The following is a 20,617-nucleotide window of genomic DNA, read 5'->3' on the forward strand; positions in this document are numbered from 1 at the left end:
CTCAGCGCGCTTCGTAAAGCCGGCGCAGCTCGCGCTTGAGCAGCTTGCCGCTGGGGTTCTTGGGCAGCGCGTCGACGAAGTGCACGCGCTTGGGCACCTTGAAGTGCGCGAGCCGCTCCGAGGCCGCCGCGACCAGGCCGGCTTCGTCCAGGGCGCTGCCCGGGCGGCGCACGACCACGGCCGTGACGGCCTCGATCCACTTCGGGTCGGGCAGGCCGATCACGGCGACCTCGGACACGCCTTCGATCGTGTAGAGCACCTCTTCCACCTCGCGGCTGGCCACGTTCTCGCCACCGGTCTTGATCATGTCCTTCTTGCGGTCCACCACCGTGAGGTAGCCCTCTTCGTCGAGCAAGCCGAGGTCGCCGCTGTGGAACCAGCCGCCCTCGAAGGCGGCGGCGGTGCGCTCGGGGTCGCGGTAGTAGCCGCTGAGCAGCTGCGGCGAGCGGTGCACGATCTCGCCGACCTGGCCGACCGCCACGTCCTGCATCGCGTCGTCGACCACACGCGTCTCCACGTTCAGCGTGGCGCGGCCGGCCGAGCCGGCCTTGCGCAGCTGGTCCTCGGGCGGCAGCACCGTGGCCACGGGCGCGATCTCGGTCTGGCCGTACAGGTTCCACAGCCGCGTGCCGGGCAGGCGGCGCAGGATCTCCTTGAGCACCTCCACGGGCATGATGGAGGCGCCGTAGTAGCCCTTGGCCAGCGCCGACAGGTCGGTGGCGTCGAACTGCGGCGCGCGCAGCAGGCCGATCCAGACCGTGGGCGGCGCGAAGAACGAGGTGATGCGCTCGCGCGCCATCAGCGCGAGCAGGTTGTCGGGCGTGGGCTTGCCCGTGATCACGTTGGTCGCGCCCACGTAGATGCAGGGGCCCAGGAACACGTCGAGCTGGGCGCAGTGGTACAGCGGCAGCGCATGCAGCACGCGGTCGCCCTGGGCGATCTCGGCATCCACCAGGCAGCTCACGTACTCGGCGATCACGGCCGCGTGCGTGAGCATCGCGCCCTTGGGCCGCGACTCGGTGCCGCTGGTGTAGATGATCTGGGCCAGCGCGTCGGCCTCCAGCGCCGGCTCCACCAGGGCTGCGGCGTCGGCCAGCAGCGCATCGAAGGGCAGCAGGCCCGGGACGGCCTCGGACGCATCCTCGGCCGGCAGCCAGACCCGGTGGCGCACGGCCGTGCCGTCGGCGGCCTGCAGTGCGACCGCGGCCGAGGCCGTGTCCACGCACAGCACGCTGGCGCCGGCATGCTCCAGGATGTAGCGCACTTCCTCGGCGTTCAGCATGAAGTTGACGGGCACCAGCACCGCGCCCAGCCGCGCCACCGCATAGCGCAGCGCGGCGAAGGCGTGGGAGTTGCGCGACACCACGGCGACCCGGTCGCCCGGCGCCACGCCCAGGCCGGCCAGTCCCGCGGCCAGGCGGCTGCAGATGTCGTCGAATTGCGCATAGGTCCAGCTCACGGCGCCGCAGCGGATGGCGGTGCGCTCGGGGTAACGCCGGCGCGTGCGCCGCAGCAGGTCGGCGATGGTGTGGCGGCGCGGGGACGGGGTGGACATCGGCATGGGTCTCCTGGTGGTGTGTGCGGATGCACGGGCGGTGCGTCCGGGGTTGAGGCTGTGCATGCTATGGCGGATTCCGCTGGCGCTGTGTCACCCGTAAGATGGCCGGATGAGCACCACACCCCTCGAGGTTCTACCGCGCGACCTCTCCGCCTACCGCCAGGGCAACACCGGCGTCGACTACGTGCACCGCTTCGCATCCGGCAAGCCCGGGCCGCACGTGCTCATCAACGCGCTCACGCACGGCAACGAGATCTGCGGCATGGTCGCGGCCACGCACCTGCTGGACACCGGCGTGCGGCCGAAGATCGGCACGCTGACGGTGAGCTTCGCCAACGTGGCGGCCTACGAGAGCTTCGACATCGAGCGCCCCTTCGACAGCCGCCAGCTCGTGCACAACATGAACCGCATCTGGTCCACCGAGTGGCTGGACGGCGCCGAAGACAGCCCCGAGTTGCAGCGCGCCCGCGCCTTGCGCGGCGTGGTCGAGGCGGCCGACCACATCCTGGACATCCACTCCACGAGCCAGGCCGTGCCGCCGTTCTGGGTCTATCCGTCCTTCTCGCGCAACGCGGATGTGGCGCTGGCCATCGGCCGGCCGGCGCTGCACCTGGTCATGCCGCGGGGCCTGGGCTCGGGCACGCCGCTGATCCAGTACGGCCCGCACGGCAGCGAGGGGCCGGGGCCGGGTGTGGCGCTGGTGGCCGAGTGCGGCCAGCATTTCCAGCAGGCCGCGTCCGACCTGGCGACGGCCGTGACGCTGGACTTCCTCGCGCACTTCGGCCTCGTCGATGCGCCCGCCAAGGCACCGGCCCAGCCGCAGCTGCGCTTCGAGCTGCTGGAAACGCACCTGGTGCGCACCACGGACTTCCATTTCACGCGGCCGCTGATCGGGCTGGAGAGCTTCGCGCAGGGCGAACTCATCGCCACCGACGGGCCGCACGCCATCGTCGCGCCCTGCAACGACTGCACGGTCTTCATGCCCACGCGCGAACCCATCGTGGGGCGCGAGGCCGTGTACCTGACCCGGCCGCTGGACTGAGGCGCTAGCCGCCCAGGCCGACGAACAGGTTCTGCACGTCGTCGTTGGCGTCGATGGCGGCCAGGAAGGCCTCGACTTCCTCGAGCTCCGCGACCGACAGGCTGGCCGGGTCGATCGGGTTTTTCGCCTTGTAGCCCAGCTTGGCCGACAGCACCGTGAAACCCTGGGCCGGCAGCGCGCGGCTGACCAGGTCCAGGTCGCCCGGGTCGGTCAGGAACAGCGTGCTGCCCTCCTCATGGCCCGGTTCGAAGTCCTGGGCGCCGGCCTCGATGGCGGCCAGTTCCGGGTCGGCTCCAGGGGTGGCGGGTTCGGCCTCGATCATGCCCACATGGTCGAAGTCCCAGGACACCGAGCCCGAGGTGCCGAGCTGGCCCTTGCGGAACAGCACGCGCATCTCGGGTGCCGTGCGGTTCACGTTGTCGGTCAGGCACTCCACCATCACCGGCACGCGGTGCGGCGCGAAGCCCTCGTAGATCACATGGTCGAAGTGCACGGCCTCGCCGGTCAGGCCCGCGCCCTTCTTGATCGCACGGTCCAGCGTGTCCTTGGGCATGGAGGCCTTGCGCGCCTGCTCCACCACCAGGCGCAGCCTGGCATTGCTGGCCGGGTCGGCGCCGGCGCGCGCGGCCAGCATGATGTCCTTGGCCAGCTTGCTGAACAGCCTGCCCTTGGCATTGGCCACGAGCTCCTTGCCCTTCGATTTCCACTGTGCGCCCATGTCGCCTCTCCTTGAAGAAACCCGGTATTAGGCCACGGCGGCCGCCGCGGCCGGCTTTCAGCCCCGCTTCAGTTTCGCGCCGCCGGCCTCGGGATAATCCGCGGCCAAAGGACACAACCATGCGACTGCTTCTGGTCGAAGACGACACCATGATCGGCGAGACCGTGCTCGACCTGCTGCGGGCCGAGCACTTCGCCGTGGACTGGGTGCGCGACGGCGAGATGGCCGACACCGCGCTCAAGGCCGAGCGCTACGACCTGGTGCTGCTGGACCTGGGCCTGCCCAAGCGCGACGGTCTGGAGGTGCTGCGCGCGCTGCGCGCGCGCCAGGACACGGTGCCCGTGCTGATCCTGACCGCGCGCGACGCCGTGGCCGAGCGCGTGGCCGGCCTGAACGCCGGTGCCGACGACTACGTGCTCAAGCCCTACGACCTGGACGAGCTGCTGGCCCGCATCCACGCGCTGATCCGTCGCGCCCATGGCCGGGCCGACCCCGTGGTGCGCTACCAGGACGTGGCGCTGAACCCGGTCACACGCGAGGCCAGCAAAGCCGGCGAACCCATCGTGCTGTCGGCCCGCGAATGGGCCGTGCTGGAGACGCTGATGGCCCGGCCCGGCGTGGTGTTCTCGCGCGCCCAGCTCGAGGAAAAGCTCTACGGTTGGAAGGACGACATCAGTTCCAACGCGGTGGAGGTCTACATCCACGGCCTGCGCAAGAAGCTCGGCCCGGGCCTGATCCAGAACGTGCGCGGCCTGGGTTACCTGATGCCCAAAGAATGACGCAGGCGCGCCACTCGCTCCAGCGCCGGCTGCTGGCCACGGTGATGACGGTCATCGTGCTGGCCGCCGCCGTGCTGGCCGGCACGGCCTGGCGCAGCGCGCTGCGCCAGGCCGACGAGATGTTCGACTACCACCTGCAGCAGATGGCGCATGCGCTGCGCGGCGGCCTGCCGCTGGCGCCGCCCACGCTGGAGGCCGATGGCAGCGACGAATACCTGGTGCAGATCTGGGGCCGCGACGGCGTGCAGCTGTTCCGCTCCGTGCCCACGCCGCTGCCGCCGCGCGCCGTGCTGGGCTTTTCCGACGCGCGGCTGGACGGCGTGCACTACCGCGTCTACAGCGTGCAGACGCCGTACCAGACCATCCAGATCGCGCAGAACCGGGACGCGCGCCAGGCCCGGGCGCGCGCATTGGCGCTGCGCGCCACGCTGCCCATGGCGCTGATGGCGCCGCCGCTCATGCTGCTGGCCTGGTGGGGCATCCGCCGCTCGCTGGCGCCGCTGGCACGCACGCGGGCCGAGGTCGCGGTGCGCGCGGCCGACGACCTCTCGCCGCTGCAGGCCGCCGGCCTGCCCGACGAGGTGCTGCCGCTGGTGGACGAGATCAACGCGCTGTTCGGCCGGCTCGACCAGGCCTTCGCGGCGCAGCGCGCCTTTGTCGCCAATGCCGCGCACGAACTGCGTTCGCCGCTGGCCGCTCTCAAGCTGCAGGCCCAGGCCGTGGAGCGCGCCGCCGACGACGGCGCCCGCGCCACCGCGCTGGCGCGGCTGCAGCAGGGCATCGACCGCGCGATCCGGCTCATGCAGCAGCTGCTGCTGCTGGCCCGCCAGGAGGCGGCCGTGCAGGACAGCGCGCCGCTGCCGCCGCTAGCGCTGGCGCCGCTGGCACGCCAAGCCGTGGCGGACGCGCTGCCGCAGGCCCAGGCGCGCGGCATCGACCTGGGCCTGGACATCGAAGGCCATGGCGAGGGTGACGAGGCCGCCCTGCCCGCCGTGCGCGGCGATGCCGATGCGCTGGCCATCCTGTTGCGCAACCTGCTGGACAACGCCATCAAGTACAGCCCCGAGGGCGGCCGCGTCGACGTGGTGCTGGGCCCGCTGCGCGTGGCCGTGCACGACAACGGCCCGGGCATCGCGCCGGCCGAGCGCGCCCGCGTGTTCGAGCGCTTCTACCGCAGCCCCGATGCCGCGGCCGGCGGCAGCGGACTGGGCCTGACCATCGCGCACGCGATCGCCGAACGCCACGGTGCGACACTGGCGCTGGACTCCTCCACGCGCCTGGGCGGCCTGGCCGCCACGCTGCGCTTTCCCCCTGACTCCCCCCCTGCATGACCGATACCGCTGCCGCGCCCCTGCCCTACGCCAACATCCGCATCGTCGAGTTCACCCACATGGTGATGGGCCCGACCTGCGGCATGCTGCTGGGCGACCTGGGCGCCGAGGTGATCAAGGTCGAACCCATCGAGGGCGACAGCACGCGCCGGCTGCTCGGCGCGGGGGCGGGCTTCTTCCCGGCCTTCAACCGCAACAAGAAGAGCATCGCGCTGGACCTGAAGCAGCCCGAGGGCCGCGAGGCCGCGCTCAAGCTCGTGGCGACGGCCGACATCGTGAGCGAGAACTTCAAGCCCGGCACCATGGCCAAGCTCGGCCTGGACTACGCTAGCGTGAAGAAGCTGAACCCCGGCGTGGTCTACGTCAGCCACAAGGGCTTCCTGCCCGGCCCGTACGAGAACCGCACGGCGCTGGACGAAGTGGTGCAGATGATGGGCGGCCTGGCCTACATGACCGGCCGCGCAGGCGATCCGCTGCGCGCGGGCAGCAGCGTCAACGACATCATGGGCGGCATGTTCGGCGCGATCGGCGCCATGGCCGCGCTGCGCCAGCGCGAGCAGACCGGCCTGGGCTGCGAGGTGCAGTCCGCGCTGTTCGAGAACAACGTGTTCCTGGTCATGCAGCACATGATGCAGTTCGCGGCCACTGGCCGCGCGGCCAACCCCATGCCCAGCCGCATCTCGGCCTGGGCCGTCTACGACGTGTTCACCGTGAAGGACGGCGCGCAGATCTTCCTGGCCGTCGTCAGCGACAAGCAGTGGACGGTGTTCTGCCAGGCCTTCGGCCTGCAGGAGCTCCTGGCCGACCCGCGCCTGGCCAGCAACAACGACCGCGTGCTCGCGCGCGACTGGCTGATGCCCCTGCTGCGCTCGCACCTGGCCGGGCACAGCGCGGCCGAACTGGCCGCCAGGTTCGAAGCCCACGAACTGCCGTTCGCGCCGATCGCCAAGCCGCAGGAGCTGTTCGACGACCCGCACCTGAACGCCAGTGGCGGCTTCGGCCAGCTGCGCATGAACGACGGCCAGATGGCCAAGGTGCCGCTGCTGCCCTTCACGCTGGACGGGCAGCGGCCCGGCATCCGGCTGCAGCCGCCCGCGGCCGGCGAGCATGGCGAGGCGCTGCTGCGCGAACTGGGCTACGGCGCGGCCGAGATCGCCGCGCTGCGCGCGCGCGGCATCACCGCAGGCTGACGAAGGCGCCGCCCTCCACCACGACGAAGTGCAGCGGCGGCCGGCTGTCGCCGAAGCGGTCGATCGCGATGGCGCGTTGCAGGCCCTGGTAGGGGCCGTGGCGCAGCACGGCCTCTTTGAGGCTTTCGCCGCGCTCTGCACGTTCCATGGCCTGCGCCAGCACCATGACGGCATCGTAGGAGCCCAGCGCGCCGAAGCCAGGCTCGCGCTCGTAGCGCGCGCGGTAGCTGCGCTGGAACGCCTGGTAGCGCGCCGTGCGGTCCGAGGGGTCGTAGGGCAAGGCCGTCAGCAGGCCTTCGACCGCGCGCCCGCCCAGTTCGAGCAGTGCGTCGGCGGCGGCCCATTCGGCCGCGGCCAGCGGCACAGCGGAACCCTGCTTGCGCACCTGCTGGGCGAGCAGCGCCGCATCGGCACCGCGGCCGATGAACAGCAGCGCGTCGGACGGGTGCCGCAGCAGCGCGCGCGCCACGGCGCTGGACGACAGCGCGGGCCCGGAGACGTAGGCCACCTCTGCCGCCACCTGTCCACCCAGGGCCGCCAGGCTGATGCGGAAGGCGCTCAGCCAGGGACCGGAATAGGCCGCGTTGGCCTGGTCGAAGGCCACCGCCACGCGCCGCTGGCCGCGCCCGACCAGCAGCTCGGCGTAGGCCCGCGCGGAGTCGGCCAGCGCACCGTTCAGACGGATGAAGTGGTCGTCGCGGCCGCCGAGTTCGGGCGCGTTGGCCGTCGGGCTCACGAGCAAGGTGCCGGCGGCATCGGCCTGCGGCAGCACGGCCAGCGCCTGGGTGCTCGTGAACGGACCGACCACGGCCCGCACGCGGGCCGACAGCAGCGCGGCGGCCATGGCCTGGGCGTGGTCCTTGTCGAGGGCGATGTCGCGCACGACCAGTTCCAGCGGGCGCCCGTGCACGCCGCCGGCGCGGTTGAGCTCCTCCACGGCCAGCATGGCACCGTTGCGCCCGTCCTCGCTCACGCTGAAGCCCTGGGTCGCCGCGCCGCCCAGGAAGCCGATGCGCACCGGCGTGCCGCCGTTGCAGGCCGCCAGGGCTGCAGCGGCCAGGAACACCATGCGGCACATCCAGGACCGCATGTGGCGCAGGTGTGCGGCGCGGCACGTCATGGCGACGTCGTCCTAGAACCGGCGACGGTGTCGGCGGGCCGGTTGTGCCCGCCCGTGCGCGGGGCATCGGTCGGCAGGCGCAGCACGAAGCTGGCGCCGGCACCGAGGACGCTGTGCACGGTCAGCGTGCCCCCCAGCACATTGACCACTGCGTTGTAGCTGATGTGCAGACCCAGCCCGGTGCCGCCACGCCCCATGCGCGTGGTCATGAAGGGCTCGAAGATGCGGTCGATGTGCTCGGGCGCGATGCCCCTGCCGTCGTCCTGCACGTGCAGCCAGACCCAGCCCTCGTCCTCGCGGCCGGCCGAGATCCGCACCGTGCCGTGGTCGCGCCCGTCGAAGCCGTGCAGCACCGCGTTCTGGATCAGGTTGCCGATGGTCTGGCCCAGCGCGCCGGGGTAGCTGTCCAGCACCAGACCGCTGGCCGGCACGTCCACCTCGATGCGGTAAGGCGTGCGGTGAAAGCTCGGGCGCAGGCTCACCACCATCTCGTGCACCACCTCGCCGACCTCGAAGCGCCGGCGCTGCGCGCTGGTCTGGTCCACCGCCACCTGCTTGAAGCTGTGGACCAGCTCGGCCGCGCGACGCAGGTTGCGCCCCGCGATGTCCACGCCCTGCGCGATGCTCTCCAGCATCTGGTCCAGCGCGCTGCGCCGCACGCCCGAGCGCATCGCCTCTTGGAAACCGCGCAAGGCATCGCCCATCGCGCTGACGGCCATCACGCCGTTGCCCAGCGGCGTGTTCAGTTCGTGCGCCACGCCGGCCACCAGGCCGCCCAGCGCCGCCATCTTCTCGGCCTGGACCAGGTCGTCCTGCGCCGCGCGCAGCTGCTCCACCGTCCGGGACAGCGCGGCGTTGGCGCCGGCCAGGGCCTCGGTGCGTTGCTGCACCCGGCTCTCGAGCTGCTGGTTCAACTCGCGCAGCTCGCGCTCGACGAGGCGCATCGGGCCCACGTCCATGGTGGCCCAGACCATCAGCCGTGCGCTGGGCAACTGGGCCCGCCGGGCATGCAGGCTGACCTGCACGGGGCTGCCGTCGCTGCGGCGCAGGCACAGGTCGCCGACCGGTTCGCCGCGCTCGATGGTGCCGCGCAGGCCCGCGCGCAGCTGCGGGTCGGCCAGCAGGCCGAGCTCCCGCGGAAGCCGCTGCAGCACGTCCTCGCGGCGGTAGCGGAACTCCTTGCACCAGGCCCGGTTGACGTCCAGCAGGCGGTCGTCGTCGTCGGTGTCGCTCACGGCCATCGGCACCGGCGAGGCGTGGAAGATCGCCTGCGACTTGCGCTCCCGCGCCTGCAGCGCACCGGTCAGGGATTCCAGGTCGCAGGCCAGCCGGTTGAATTCCGCCACCGAGCTGCGCGGCCAGGGATCCTCGCCGTCGTTGCCGCTGCCGCTGCGGTCGGCGCGTTCGATGATGCGGTCCAGCGGGCGCGCCATGCGCGTGGCCCAGAACGGCGCCACCAGCAGCGCGATCACCAGGCTGCCGAGCAGCACGGCGACCACGGACAGCACCAGCGTGCGCACCTGGGGATGGGCCCATCCGACCGGCATGCGGCCGACGAAGTACCAGTCGAGCGCGGCCGAATGCGAGACCGTGGCGTGGAACTGCGTGCCCCCGTGCTCGAAGCGCTCCACGGGTGGCTGCTCGCGCAGCATGCCGCGCATCAGCGGCCAGTTGCGGATGTTGAGCGTGCCGACATCCTGGCCCTGCTGGCTGTCGGCGATGATCTCGCCGGTGCGGTCGACCACCCATACCGACGCGGCGCGCGTGCCCGCCGCCACCCGCACGGCATCGACGAGCGCGCCCAGCTGCACCTCGGCCAGCAGCACGTCGCCGTGCCGGTCGCTCAAGGCCACCCCCACGGTGGACCGGCCGTCCAGCACCGACACATGGGTGCCGCGCCAGACCAGCGTCGGCCGGCCGGCGACCGCGCGGAACAGCGGGTCGGCCGACAGGTCGCTGCCCAGCACATCCTCACGCTGGTGGCGCAGCGCGGGCGGCAGGCCCGCCGCGACCACGCGCCCCTGCGGCGACAGGCGGTAGATGGCGCGCAGCACGCGGCCATCGCCCACGCCCTGGTCCAGCACCGCATCGGCGGTCTGCGGTGGCGCCGCATCGATCAGCGCTTCCAGCAGCGCAAGCCGGCGCCGCTGCGCCTGCAGCACCAGTTCCATGCGGGCCCGCATCTCGGCCACCTCGCGCTGCTGCGCGGCGTGGCTGCGGGCCTCGATGCGCGGAACCTGGTAGGCCAGCAGGCCGCCCAGCACGAGCACGAAGGTCAGCAGCATGGCCACCACCAGCAGCGCGGCCAGGTGGCTGCGCAGGCGCAGGACGGGCCAGGCCGGGCGCTTCATGGCAGCGGCTCGAAGCGGCCGCCTTGCACGACCCGGAAATACGCCTGGCGCGCGGCATCACCGAAGCGGTCGAAGGCGATGCTCTGCTGCAGGCCTTGGTAGGGGCCCTGGCGCAGCACGGCGTTGCGGGCCGATTCGCCCGGCCGCGCCTGCGCCAGCGCGCGCGCCACCACGGTCATCGCGTCGTAGGCGGCGATGCTGCGGTAGTTGGGTTCGGTGCCGAAGCGCGCCACATAGGCTTGGTGGAAGCCGCGGTAGGCGGCGCCCTCGTCGTCCAGCCGCGCGGCGGATGCCAGCACCAGGCCCTCCACGGCGCTGCCGCCCGCCTCCAGCAGCGAGCGGTCCTCGGCCCAGTCCGGGGCCACCATCGGCAGCTTCGCATGCAGCTTGGCCGCCTGCTGGGCCAGCCGCGCCGCGTCCACGCCATTGGCCACGAACACCAGGCCGTCGGGGCCGGCGGCCAGCAGCGTGCGCACCGCGGCGTAGGCCGTCGGATCCGCGGCCACGCCGAACTCGGTGTCCGCCACGATGTGCCCGCCCAGGGCCGTGAAGGCCTGCACGAAGGCATCGCGCCAGCCGCCGTTGTTGCTGGCATTGCGCATGTCGGTGGCCAGCGCCAGCCGGCGGTGGCCGCGCGCATGCAGCATGCCGGCGTAGTCGCTGGCGCTCGCGCGCGTGCTGCGGTTCAGCAGCAGCAGCTGGTCGTCGCGTTCCCTGAGCGCCGCGTCGGTGGAGGTGGGGCACAGCAACAGCACGCCGGCCGCGTCGAACAGCGGCAGCATGCGGGCCGCGACGGGGCTGGAGAACGGGCCGATGACCAGCGCCACGCCGGCATCGCGCAGCGCGCGCACCGCCGCGGCCTCGGTCGCGGGCGTGGCGCCGCTGTCGCGCACCAGCAGTTCGACCGGCCGCCCGCCGATGCCGCCGCCGGCGTTGAGCCTCTCGGCCGCCAGCAGCGCGCCGTTGCGCCCGTCCACGTTGAAACGGGCATTGCGGCCGCTGAAATCGGCCAGCAGGCCGATGCGCACCGGCGCCGCGGGCATGCACCCGGCCAGCAGCGCCAGCGCCAGGCAGGTGGCGACCCGGCACGCGTTCAGGGCAGCAGCCATCCGGAGTCCTTGGGCGCGTCCGGCGCGACGACCGGCAGGCGCATCGCGAAGCACGCCCCCTGGCCCATCACGCTGTCCACCGTGAGCGTCCCGCCCAGCAGCTTGGTCACCGCGTTGGAGGCGATGTGCAGCCCCAGGCCGCCGCCGCCATGTCCCGTCCGGGTCGTGACGAAGGGCTCGAAGAGGCGGTCGAGCTGCCCGGCCGCGATGCCGCGCCCGTCGTCGACCACATGCAGCCAGATGCGCCCGTCGCCGCCGGGCCGGTCCTCGCGCCCTGCCGTGATGCGCACCGTGCCGCGCGTGCGGCCTTCGAAGCCGTGCACGACCGCGTTCTCGATCAGGTGGCCCAGCGCCTGGCCCAGCGCGCCGGGATAGCTGTCCATGCGCAAGCCGCTGGCCGGCACGTCCACCTCGATGCGCCAGGGCTGGCTGGCGAAGCTGGGCTTGAGGCTCACCACCATCTCGTGCACCACCTCGCTGAGCTCGAAGCTGCGCCGCTGTGCGCTGGTCTGGTCCACCGCCACCTGTTTGAAGCTGTGCACCAGCTCGGCCGCGCGCCGCAGGTTGCGCCCTGCGATGGCCACGCCCTGGCCCAGGCTCTCGACCAGCTGGACCAGGTCGCGCCGCCGCAGGCCCTCCTGCGCGGCCGCCTGGAAGCTGCGCGTGGCGTCGCCCATCGCGCTGACGGCCATCACGCCGTTGCCCAGCGGGGTATGGAGCTCGTGCGCGACGCCGGCGACCAGCTTGCCCAGCGCCGCCATCTTCTCGGCGCGCACCAGTTCACGCTGGGCCGCGCGCAGGCGGGCGGCGGTCTGCGACAGCTCGGCATTGGAGCGGCCCAGCGCCTCGGTGCGCTGCTGCACGGAGGCCTCCAGCTGCCGGTTCAGGCCGCGCAGCTGCTGCTGCATGCGGCGCATGGGGCCGATGTCGATGCTGGCCCAGATCAGCCAGCGCTCGCCGCCCACGCTGGCGCGCCGGCCATAGATCTGGCACAGCATCGTCTCGCCGTTGGCGCGCCGCAGCCGGCCTTCGCCGACCAGGCCGTCGTCCTGCAGGCGGGCGACCAGCTCGGCGCTTTCGGCTGCGGTGAACAGGCCGAGTTCCACGCCGGTGCGGCCGATGACATCCTCCCGGCGGTGCTGCAAGGCCTGGCACCAGGCTTCGTTGGCATCGAGCAGGCGCATGCCGTGGTCGGCATCGGTCACCGCCATCGGCACCGGCGCGGCGTTGAAGATGGCCAGGAAGGTCAGCTCGCGCTCGCGCAGCGCGACGGCCATGGCCGCCAGGTGGCGCGAGAGCCGGTCGTACTCCGCGACCCGACAGTCCGGACCGGCCGGCCTGTCCGGGCCGGCCGGGCTGGCGCCGCGCATGGTCTGCGTGGCCCGCGCGACGATGGTCTGCAGCGGCCGCGCCAGATAGCCGGCCCAGAACGGTGCCATCAGCAGTCCGATGCCCAGGCTGGCGAAGAAGGCCACGCCGACGCCCAGCACCAGATTGCTCACGTCCGCGTTGGCCAGACCGACCGGCGCATGGCCGATGAAGTACCAGCCCAGGGCCGGCGAGTGCGCGGTCGCCACCCGGAACGCCCCGGCCGGGAAGGGGAAGATCCGGCTGCCGTCGCTGCCCTCGCGCACCGCCTGCATCAGCGGCCAGTTGCGGATGTTGACCTTGCCCGCGTCGCGGCCGCCGACGGTGTCGGCGATGATCTCGCCGTCGGGGTCGACCACCCAGACCGAGGACGGGCTTGCGCCGGCCGCCGTGTCCATGGTGTCCAGCAGCGTGCCGATCGGAACCTCGGCGAGCAGCGTTTCGCCGGCCGGCGAACGGTAGGCCAGCCCGGCGGTCAGGCGGCCGGTCAGCACCGAGAGGTAGCGGCCGCTCCAGACCACGCCCGGCCCGGGGCCGAGCGCGCGCAGCAGGCTGCTGCCGGACAGGTCGCTGCCCAGCAGGTCGCCGCGCCGCGCGCGCAGGGACTCGGGCAGGCCGACGGCGGTCACGCGGCCCTGCGGCGAGACGCGGAAGACCGCGCTCAGCATGGCGCCGTCGTCCACGCCCTCGTCCAGCACCCTGTCGGCATGTGCCGCAGCCGGGCCTTGCAGCAGCGCGGCCAGCAGCTCCAGCCGGTCCTGCCGCGTGCCCAGCAGCAGCTCCATGCGCGCACCGAGTTCCTGCACCTCGTGGAGCAGGGACTGCTGGCTCTCGCGCTCCAGGCCCGGGATCCGGTAGGCCAGTACGGCGCCGCCGGCCAGCACCAGCGTCAGCAGCATGCTCGTCAGCAACAGGGCCGACAGGTGGCTGCGCAGCGTCCAGACGCCCCAACGGCCGCGGGCCAGCATCAGGGGCTCAATCGCATGGATGGGCGGCCAGCCAGCGGCCGAGCGCATCGAAGGCCATGGGCTTGGCGTACAGGTAGCCTTGCACCTCGTCGCAGCCCAGCTGGCGCAGCAGGCCGGCCTGGTTCGGCGTTTCCACACCTTCGGCCAGCACCTGCATGCCCAGGCGCCGGCCCAGCGGCACGATCATCTCGGCGACGCGGGCGCCGCCACCGCCGGCCTCGAGCGCCGAGACGAAGGCCCGGTCGATCTTCAAGCGGTCGGCCGGCAGGCGATCCAGGTAGGACAGCGAGGAAAAGCCGGTGCCGAAATCGTCGATGGCCACGGCGATGCCGCGCGCCCGGATCTCGTGCAGCAGGCCTGTCACGCGCTCCAGGCCCAGCATCGCCACGGACTCGGTGATCTCCAGTTCCAGCGCCTGCGGCGGCAGCTGCGCCAGCGCCAGTGCTTCGTCGACCTGGTCCAGGAAGTCGGCTTGCGCGAATTGCAGCGGCGACACGTTGACGGCCATGCGCAGCCGGCTGTCCGGCGCGCGCAGGCGCGCCAGCGCCTGCAGCGCTGCCCGCAGCACCCAGCGGCCGATCCGCACGATCAGGCCCGACTGCTCGGCCACCGGAACGAACTGGGCCGGCGAGACGAAGCGCCCCTCCTCGGTCTGCCAGCGCAGCAAGGCCTCGGCGCCCACCGCACGGCCGCTGGCCAAGGACAGTTGCGGCTGAAACGCCAGCTGCAGCTGCTCGCGGTCGACCGCCAGGCGCAGGTCGTGCAGCAGCCGCGTGCTTCGGCGCGTGGCCTCGCCGACTTCGGGCGAGTAGTACTGCGCGCCGCTCTGGCCGGCGGACTTGGCCTGCTTGAGCGCGATCGCCGCGTTCTTGGCGAGGTCGGCGCCGCCGGGCTGGCCATCGTCCCAGCGCGCCAGTCCCATGGACACGGAGACCGGGCGGGCCACGCCATCGACCTCGAACGGCGGCGCCAGCAGGATGTTCAGATGCCCGGGCTCGACGGCGACTTCGGGGCCCCAGACGCCGAAAGTGTCGCCGGTGACGCGCACCAGCAGGCAGCCGGGCGGCAGGCTGCGCGCCAGGCGCTGCGCGATGGCCGCCAGCAGCTGGTCGCCGTAGGCATGGCCGAACATGTCGTTGGTGGCGGAGAAGTGGTCGACGTCGAGCAAGGCGAGCACATGGCCCCGCGCGGCGCCGGCAGCGCCGGCGGCATCGATGTGCTCGACCAGCGCCAAGCGGTTGGGCAGGCCCAGCGAACGGTCGACGAAGGCCTGCTCGCGCAGCCGCGTGAGCAGATCCAGGTTGGCCGCGCTGAGCGCCAGGTTGGCGCACAGCACGTTCAGCAGGCGCGCGCGCACGCCGTCCGTCGGCCGGTCGGTCTCCAGCAGGATGGCCAGGTCGCGGCCCGCGCGGCCGGGCAGGAACAGGGCCAGCCGGCGGTCCGCCAGCACGTGGCGCCGCCCGCTCAGTGCGCGTTCCAGGAAGGCGGCGGCCTCGCGGTCCGGCAGTTCCCGCAGCACGCGGCCCTTCTGCGCGGCATGCACGCCGGCCGCCGCCAGCACCACCGCGTAAGCCATCTCGCTGCGCACGTCCCCCACGCACACCAGGCCTTCGGTCGGCAGGTCGAGCAGGTTCGCGGCCTCGGCGAGCGCCGCTTCGGCGAAGCCGTGCAGGTCCTCACGGACCATGAGCCGGCCACTGGCCTGAACGATCTGCTCCAGGCCGCGCCGGCCGGCCTCCACGCGCCGCAGATGCTGGTAAGAACGGATGGCCGTCGTCAGCGCCACGTACAGGCGCTCGCGCGTGAGCTCGCCCTTGGTCTTGTAATCGTTGATGTCGTAGCGGCGAATGGTCTCGATCTCGGGGGCATGGCCGGGCTGTCCGGTGTGCAGCACGATGCGCACGTGGGCCAGCCCCAGGTCGCGGCGGATGCGGTCCACGGTGACCAGGCCGGCCTGCTCCGTTTCCATGACCACGTCGAGCAGGACCACGGCGATGTCGCGCTCACGGGCCAGCAGTTCCAGCGCCGCAGCACCCGAATGGGCATGGAACAACTGCAGCGGCCGCCCTTCGATCTGCAGGCCGCGCAGGCCGTAGCGCATGCTCTCGTGCACGTCCTGCGCGTCGTCGACGATGAGGATGCGCCAGGGCCGCAGCGTGGTATCCGCCGCCGAAGGCGGCGGTTCGTCGTCGGGGACGAACTCCAGTGGATCTTCATCGTTCATGGGGATGCCCATTGCGCACAAACGCGGCCATGGGATGGACGAGTTGACAACGATGCCATTGCACCATCAGGGAAATTCGCTGACAACAAGACAGGCACCGACACATGCAATGTGTACATCACGAGCGACAGCACCCGGGAAGAGCGGCGTACAAGACACGGTCCAGCCCTTTCCTTGACGCTATGGCGCCCGCGGCGGCAGCCGCATCTCGAAGCAGGCCCCTTCGCCAGGCGCACTGCACAGCTTCAGGCTGCCGCCCAGCAGGTTCTCGACGGCAGCCTGGCTGATGTGCAGTCCCAGTCCGATGCCGCCCTTGCCCAAGCGGGCCGTCATGAACGGCTCGAACAGGCGGTCCTGTTGGGCGGCCGCGATGCCGCAGCCGTCGTCGGCCACACGCAGCCAGATGCGGCCGTCCTCGCCCGGCCCATCGCTGCGCCCGCCCGTGATGCGCACCGTGCCGTGCGCGCGTCCTTCGAAGCCGTGCTGCACGGCGTTCTGGACCAGGTTGCCCAGCGCCTGGCCCAGCGCGCCGGGGTAGCTGTCCAGCAGCAGCCCGCACGCAGGGACCTGCACGTCGATGCGGTAGGGCGTGCGCGCAAAGCTCGGTGTGAGGCTGGCCACCATTTCGCGCACCACGTCGCCCAGCTCGAAGCTGCGCCGCTGCGCGCTGGTCTGGTCCACCGCCACCTGCTTGAAGCTGTGCACCAGGTGGGCGGCCCGGCGCAGATTGCGCCCGGCGATGTCGGTGGCCTGCTCCACCTGCTCGAGCGTGCGCAGCAGCACGCTGCGCCGCAGCCCGCCGGCCTGCGCCGCGCGCAGGGACCGGCCGGCCTCGGCCATGGCGCTCACCGCCATCACGCCATTGCCCAGCGGCGTGTTCAGCTCGTGGGCGACCCCGGCCACCAGGCCGCCGAGCGCCGCCATCTTCTCGGCGCGCACCAGTTCGTCCTGCGCCGTGCGCAGCTGCTCCACGGTGGCGGACAGCTCGGCGTTGGCGGCGGCCAGCGCCTCGGTGCGCTGCGCCACGCGCTCGCCCAGTTGCTGGTTCATCTCGCGCAGTTGCTGTTCGATGCGCCGCTGCGGTCCGATGTCCATGATGGCCCAGATCACGAGATCCTGCGACGCCAGCGCGACGCGCTGCGCGGACACCTGGGCCTGCATGGGTTCGCCATCGCCGCGCAGCAGCACGGTCTCGGCGCTGGCGCGCTGCCCCTGCATGCGGCCCAGCAGGGCGCTGCGCTGCGCCTCGGTCCACAGGCCGATCTCGGTGGCGGTGCGGCCCAGCACCTGGTCGCGGCTGCTGCGCAGTTCACGGCACCAGGCCTCGTTGACGTCCAGCAGCCGGTACGCGTTGGCCGCGTCGGTCACGCTCATCGGCACCGGCGAGGCGTTGAAGATCGCCAGGAACTTGCGTTCGCGCTCCTGCAGCGCCTCGGCCATGCTCTGCAGGTCGCCCGCCAGGCGGTTGAACTCCGCCACATGGCCGCGCGGCCAGTCGCCGCTGACCGGCTCGCCGCGGGTGGTCCGTTCGGCGCGGCGCACGATGCGCTGCAGCGGCCGCGTCAGCCGCTGCGCCCAGAACGGCGCCATCAGCAGTCCGACCAACAGGCAGCCGGCGAGCGAGCTCACCATGTAGGACACCAGCTGCCGCACGCGCGGATTGGCCCAGCCGGTCGGTGCCTGGCCCACGAAGTCCCAGCCGAGCACCGCGGAATGCGCGACGGCGGCATGGTAGGTCCGGCCCTCGTGGCGGAAGATCGGCTCGGCCGCGCGGCCCTGCAGCCGGGCCTGCATCAGCGGCCAGGCCCGGATGTTCAGAGGCCCTTGTTCGCGGCCGCCGCCGGTGTCGACGATCACGTCGCCGTTGCGGTCGACCACCCACAGGGTCGCGGCGCGGCGGCCTGCCGCCACCCGCACCGCCTGCAGCAGCACGGCGGGGGACACCTCGGCGACCAGCACCTGGCCAGCGGCATCGCGCACCGCGAGCGCGGCGACGCGCCCACCGCCCCGCAACGACATGTGGCGGCCGCTCCAGACCACGGCCGGGCCACGGCGCACCGCCTGGAACAGCGCATTGGCGGACAGGTCGCTGCCGATCAGTTCGTGCCGCCGCCGCAACCATTCGCCTCCCAGCCCGGCCGCCAGCACGCGGCCGTCCGCCGAGAGGCGGTAGACGGCATCCAGGGGCAGGCCGGCGCGCAGGCCTTCGTCGAGCAGGCGCTCGGCCTGCCCGGCTGGCGCGTCCCTGGCCAGCGTGTCCAGCAGCTCGAGCCGGTTCTGCGCCGTGCCGAGCAAGAGCTCCAGCCGGCCCGCGAGCTGCTCCACATGCGCCTGCAGTTCCGCCTGCGTGGCGCGCTCGATGGCCGGCAGCCGCGCGAGCAGGATCGCGGCCCCCGCCACGGCGAAGGTCACCAGCATCGTGACCACCAGCAGCGCGGACAGATGGCTGCGCATGCGCCACACGCGTGGCCGGGGCCGGCCCGCCACCCGGCCGCGCCGGCCCATCCCCTGCGGCGCGGTCCTCATGCGGCCGCCTCGTCGGCCGTTCGCGCCGGCGGTGCGGCGGTGCGCGGCGCGGTCTGCGGCAGCCGCAGCTCGAAGCAGGCGCCCTGGCCCGGCACGCTGCTCACCGTCAGCGTCCCGCCCAGCAGGTTCACGACCGCGTTGTAGCTGATGTGCAGGCCCAGTCCGGTGCCGCCCTGGCCCATCTTGGTGGTCATGAACGGATCGAAGATGCGGCCGATGTGCTCGGGCGCGATGCCGCGGCCGTCGTCGCTCACGCGCAGCCAGATCCGGCCCTCTTCCGCGCGGCCGGCCGTGATGCGCACGGTGCCGCGCGCGCGGCCGTCGAACCCGTGCAGCACCGCGTTCTGCAAGAGGTTGCCCAGCACCTGGCCCAGCGGCCCCGGATAGCTGTCCAGCCGCAGGCCTTGCGCCGGCACCGCGGTCTCGATGCGGTAGGGTGTGCGCGCGAAGGTCGGCCGCAGGCTCACCACCATCTCGTGCACCACCTCGGCCAGTTCGAAGCTGCGGCGCCGGGCGCTGGCCTGGTCCACCGCCACCTGCTTGAAGTTGCGCACCAGGTCGGCGGCCCGTCCGAGGTTGCGCGCGGCGATGTCGCAGCCCTGCTCGATGCTGTCGAGCCAGTGCTGCAGGTCGGCCCGCCGCAGCCCGGACTGCAGGGCCGCCCGCAGGCGGCGCGTCGCGTCGTCCATGGCGCTGATGGCCATGACACCATTGCCCAGCGGCGTGTTGAGCTCATGCGCCACACCGGCCACCAGACCGCCCAGCGCCGCCATCTTCTCCGAGCGCACCAGCTCGGCCTGCGCGGCGCGCAGGCGCACCAGCGTGGCCGACAGCTCCTCGTTGGACGCCGCGAGCGCCTCGGCGCGCTGCGCCACGCGCGCCTCCAGGTCGTGGTTGGCGCTGCGCAGCTCCTGTTCCACGCGGCGCAGCGGGCCGATGTTGATGCTGCCCCAGACCACCAGGCGCTGTTCGCGGAAGGTCAGCATCCGGCCGAAGGACTTGAACAGCTTGACCTCGCCGCTCTTGCAGACGATCTCGATCTCGCCACTGAGCGCGCCATCCTGCGTGCCGGCCAGCAGCGCGTCGCGTCGCATCGGCGATTCCCACAGGCCGAGTTCGAGCGAGTTCAGGCCCACGGCCTCCGCGCGCGTGTAGCCGACCTCCTCGGTCCAGACGTCGTTCACGTCCAGCAGCGTGTGTCCCTCGTCCGCGTCGACCACGGCCATCGGCACGGGTGCCACGTTGAACAAGGCCTGCAGCTTGTGCTCGCGTTCCTGCAGGGCGGCGGCCATGGCCTGCAGGTTCGCCGCCAGGCTGTTGAACTCGGCCACGGGACCGCGCGGCCAGTCGCGGCCGAGCGCCTGGCCGGTCGTGGTCAGGGCGGCGCGCTGCACGATCTCCTGCAGTGCGCGCACCAGCCGGTGGGCCCAGAACGGGGCGGCCAGCAGGCCCACCGCCAGGGCGGCGGCGAAGCTGAGCAGCGCATAGCGCAGGGCGCGTTGCACGCCGGCGGAGTGCAGCCCGCGCGGGATGGTGCCCACCACATACCAGTCCAGCGTCGGCGCCGGCGCAAGCGCCGCCTGCAGGCTGCGCCCTTCGAACTCGACGGCCGAGGGCAGCTCCTGCCCGCGCAGGGCGGCCTGCAGCAGCGGCCAGTTCTGCAGGTTCAGCCGGCCCATCTGGCGACCCTCGGTGTCGGCCACCACTTCGCCGCTGCGGTCGACCACCCACAGGGCGGACGCGCCGGCGCCGGCCAGCGCCTGCAGGTCGTGCAGCAGCGTGGCGATCGGCACCTCGCCGATCAACACGCGGCCCGCGGCATCGCGGTGCGCCACCCCGACGACCAGCGTGCCGGACAGCGCCGACAGCAGGCGCCCGCTCCAGGCGGTTGGTCGCTCGGCGTCGACGGCCTGGAACAGCGCGCTGGCGGACAGGTCGCTGCCCACCAGCTCGGCGCCGTGCGCCGGCATGTCCGCCGACAGTCCGACCGCTTCGACGCGCCCCGTCGGCGAGACCAGGTACACGGCGCGGAACATGCGGCCGCTGCCGACATCGGCATCGAGCAGCGCCGTCGCCGCCTCGGCCGGCTTGCCGCGCAGCAGCGTGGCGATCAGCTCCAGCCGCGACTGGCGCGCACCGAGCAGCAGCTCCAGCCGCTCGGAGACGTCGGCCACCTCCTGCCGCAGGTCCTGCAGCGCCCCGGCCTCGATGTCGGGCACGCGCCAGACCAGCGCGACGACGCTGACCAGCGCGAAGGTCAGCACCATGGTCACCAGCAGCAGCGCCGACAGGTGGTGGCGCAACTGCCAGACCCGCGCGGTCCTCATGGCGCG

13 protein-coding genes are annotated in these 20,617 nt (G+C 72.6%); 4 read left to right on the forward strand and 9 right to left on the reverse strand.

All coding sequences use genetic code 11. The features are described 5' to 3' along the window. Window position 1: 1 nt before the first annotated feature. A complete protein-coding gene (locus IE209_RS03340; RefSeq protein WP_189685612.1) occupies window positions 2-1,555 on the reverse strand; it encodes an acyl-CoA synthetase in 1,554 nt (517 codons plus the stop codon). 112 nt (window positions 1,556-1,667) lie between these two features. On the opposite strand from IE209_RS03340, the gene IE209_RS03345 reads away from it, so the two are divergent. Continuing rightward, on the forward strand, window positions 1,668-2,600 hold the full coding sequence (locus IE209_RS03345; RefSeq protein ID WP_189685613.1) for a M14 family metallopeptidase: 933 nt from the start codon (window positions 1,668-1,670) through the stop codon (window positions 2,598-2,600). A gap of 4 nt (window positions 2,601-2,604) precedes the next feature. Here the strand turns inward: IE209_RS03345 and IE209_RS03350 are convergent, their stop codons facing one another. Continuing rightward, window positions 2,605-3,318, reverse strand: a complete 714-nt coding sequence (locus IE209_RS03350) for a YebC/PmpR family DNA-binding transcriptional regulator (protein WP_189685614.1) — start codon at window positions 3,316-3,318, stop codon at window positions 2,605-2,607. 119 nt (window positions 3,319-3,437) lie between these two features. Between IE209_RS03350 and IE209_RS03355 the strand changes: the two genes are divergently transcribed. Genes IE209_RS03355 through IE209_RS03365 form a run of 3 tightly spaced genes read left to right on the forward strand, consistent with a single transcriptional unit; the run spans window position 3,438 to window position 6,618 of the window. Further along, entirely contained in the window at window positions 3,438-4,097 is a 660-nt protein-coding gene (locus tag IE209_RS03355; RefSeq protein ID WP_189685615.1) for a response regulator, read from the forward strand. Next, window positions 4,094-5,428, forward strand: coding sequence for an ATP-binding protein (locus IE209_RS03360; RefSeq protein WP_189685616.1), 1,335 nt, complete (start codon window positions 4,094-4,096; stop codon window positions 5,426-5,428). The genes IE209_RS03355 and IE209_RS03360 overlap by 4 nt, the downstream gene beginning before the upstream one ends. Continuing rightward, window positions 5,425-6,618, forward strand: coding sequence for a CaiB/BaiF CoA transferase family protein (locus IE209_RS03365; RefSeq protein ID WP_189685617.1), 1,194 nt, complete (start codon window positions 5,425-5,427; stop codon window positions 6,616-6,618). The genes IE209_RS03360 and IE209_RS03365 overlap by 4 nt, the downstream gene beginning before the upstream one ends. Here the strand turns inward: IE209_RS03365 and IE209_RS03370 are convergent. The 7 genes from IE209_RS03370 to IE209_RS03400 all read right to left on the reverse strand — a co-directional run bounded on the left by IE209_RS03370 (window position 6,605) and on the right by IE209_RS03400 (window position 20,611). Further along, on the reverse strand, window positions 6,605-7,738 hold the full coding sequence (locus tag IE209_RS03370; protein WP_189685618.1) for an ABC transporter substrate-binding protein: 1,134 nt from the start codon (window positions 7,736-7,738) through the stop codon (window positions 6,605-6,607). The two genes, IE209_RS03365 and IE209_RS03370, sit on opposite strands and share 14 nt — an antisense overlap. After that, a complete protein-coding gene (locus tag IE209_RS03375; RefSeq protein ID WP_189685619.1) occupies window positions 7,735-10,089 on the reverse strand; it encodes a sensor histidine kinase in 2,355 nt (784 codons plus the stop codon). Before IE209_RS03375 ends, IE209_RS03370 begins: the two co-directional genes overlap by 4 nt. Next, the gene (locus IE209_RS03380) at window positions 10,086-11,198 is read right to left on the reverse strand and encodes an ABC transporter substrate-binding protein (protein WP_189685620.1); all 1,113 of its coding nucleotides are present in this window, start codon (window positions 11,196-11,198) and stop codon (window positions 10,086-10,088) included. The genes IE209_RS03375 and IE209_RS03380 overlap by 4 nt, the downstream gene beginning before the upstream one ends. Next, window positions 11,183-13,534 (reverse strand): ATP-binding protein, encoded by a 2,352-nt coding sequence (locus tag IE209_RS03385; RefSeq protein ID WP_189685621.1) that lies wholly within the window; start codon window positions 13,532-13,534, stop codon window positions 11,183-11,185. The genes IE209_RS03380 and IE209_RS03385 overlap by 16 nt, the downstream gene beginning before the upstream one ends. 7 nt (window positions 13,535-13,541) lie before the next feature. Further along, window positions 13,542-15,758, reverse strand: coding sequence for a GGDEF/EAL domain-containing response regulator (locus IE209_RS03390; RefSeq protein ID WP_189685622.1), 2,217 nt, complete (start codon window positions 15,756-15,758; stop codon window positions 13,542-13,544). A gap of 180 nt (window positions 15,759-15,938) precedes the next feature. After that, a complete protein-coding gene (locus IE209_RS03395) occupies window positions 15,939-18,212 on the reverse strand; it encodes a sensor histidine kinase (protein WP_189685623.1) in 2,274 nt (757 codons plus the stop codon). Window positions 18,213-18,280: 68 nt separating this feature from the next. After that, complete coding sequence (locus IE209_RS03400) at window positions 18,281-20,611, reverse strand: ATP-binding protein (RefSeq protein ID WP_189685624.1); 2,331 nt, start codon at window positions 20,609-20,611, stop codon at window positions 18,281-18,283. Window positions 20,612-20,617 lie beyond the last annotated feature (6 nt).

Origin of the sequence: Pseudorhodoferax aquiterrae, from assembly GCF_014652235.1 — a bacterium.
Classification (GTDB): Bacteria; Pseudomonadota; Gammaproteobacteria; order Burkholderiales; family Burkholderiaceae_C; genus Pseudorhodoferax; species Pseudorhodoferax aquiterrae.

Excerpts from the sequence above, each read along its gene's own strand:
- IE209_RS03360 (WP_189685616.1), top strand. The coding sequence starts at position 4,094 with ATGACGCAGGCGCGCCACTCGCTCCAGCGCCGGCTGCTGGCCACGGTG.
- IE209_RS03390 (WP_189685622.1), bottom strand. The coding sequence starts at position 15,758 with ATGAACGATGAAGATCCACTGGAGTTCGTCCCCGACGACGAACCGCCG.
- IE209_RS03355 (WP_189685615.1), top strand. The coding sequence starts at position 3,438 with ATGCGACTGCTTCTGGTCGAAGACGACACCATGATCGGCGAGACCGTG.
- IE209_RS03340 (WP_189685612.1), bottom strand. The coding sequence starts at position 1,555 with ATGTCCACCCCGTCCCCGCGCCGCCACACCATCGCCGACCTGCTGCGG.
- IE209_RS03370 (WP_189685618.1), bottom strand. The coding sequence starts at position 7,738 with ATGACGTGCCGCGCCGCACACCTGCGCCACATGCGGTCCTGGATGTGC.
- IE209_RS03400 (WP_189685624.1), bottom strand. The coding sequence starts at position 20,611 with ATGAGGACCGCGCGGGTCTGGCAGTTGCGCCACCACCTGTCGGCGCTG.
- IE209_RS03365 (WP_189685617.1), top strand. The coding sequence starts at position 5,425 with ATGACCGATACCGCTGCCGCGCCCCTGCCCTACGCCAACATCCGCATC.
- IE209_RS03350 (WP_189685614.1), bottom strand. The coding sequence starts at position 3,318 with ATGGGCGCACAGTGGAAATCGAAGGGCAAGGAGCTCGTGGCCAATGCC.
- IE209_RS03395 (WP_189685623.1), bottom strand. The coding sequence starts at position 18,212 with ATGCGCAGCCATCTGTCCGCGCTGCTGGTGGTCACGATGCTGGTGACC.
- IE209_RS03375 (WP_189685619.1), bottom strand. The coding sequence starts at position 10,089 with ATGAAGCGCCCGGCCTGGCCCGTCCTGCGCCTGCGCAGCCACCTGGCC.
- IE209_RS03345 (WP_189685613.1), top strand. The coding sequence starts at position 1,668 with ATGAGCACCACACCCCTCGAGGTTCTACCGCGCGACCTCTCCGCCTAC.
- IE209_RS03385 (WP_189685621.1), bottom strand. The coding sequence starts at position 13,534 with ATGCTGGCCCGCGGCCGTTGGGGCGTCTGGACGCTGCGCAGCCACCTG.
- IE209_RS03380 (WP_189685620.1), bottom strand. The coding sequence starts at position 11,198 with ATGGCTGCTGCCCTGAACGCGTGCCGGGTCGCCACCTGCCTGGCGCTG.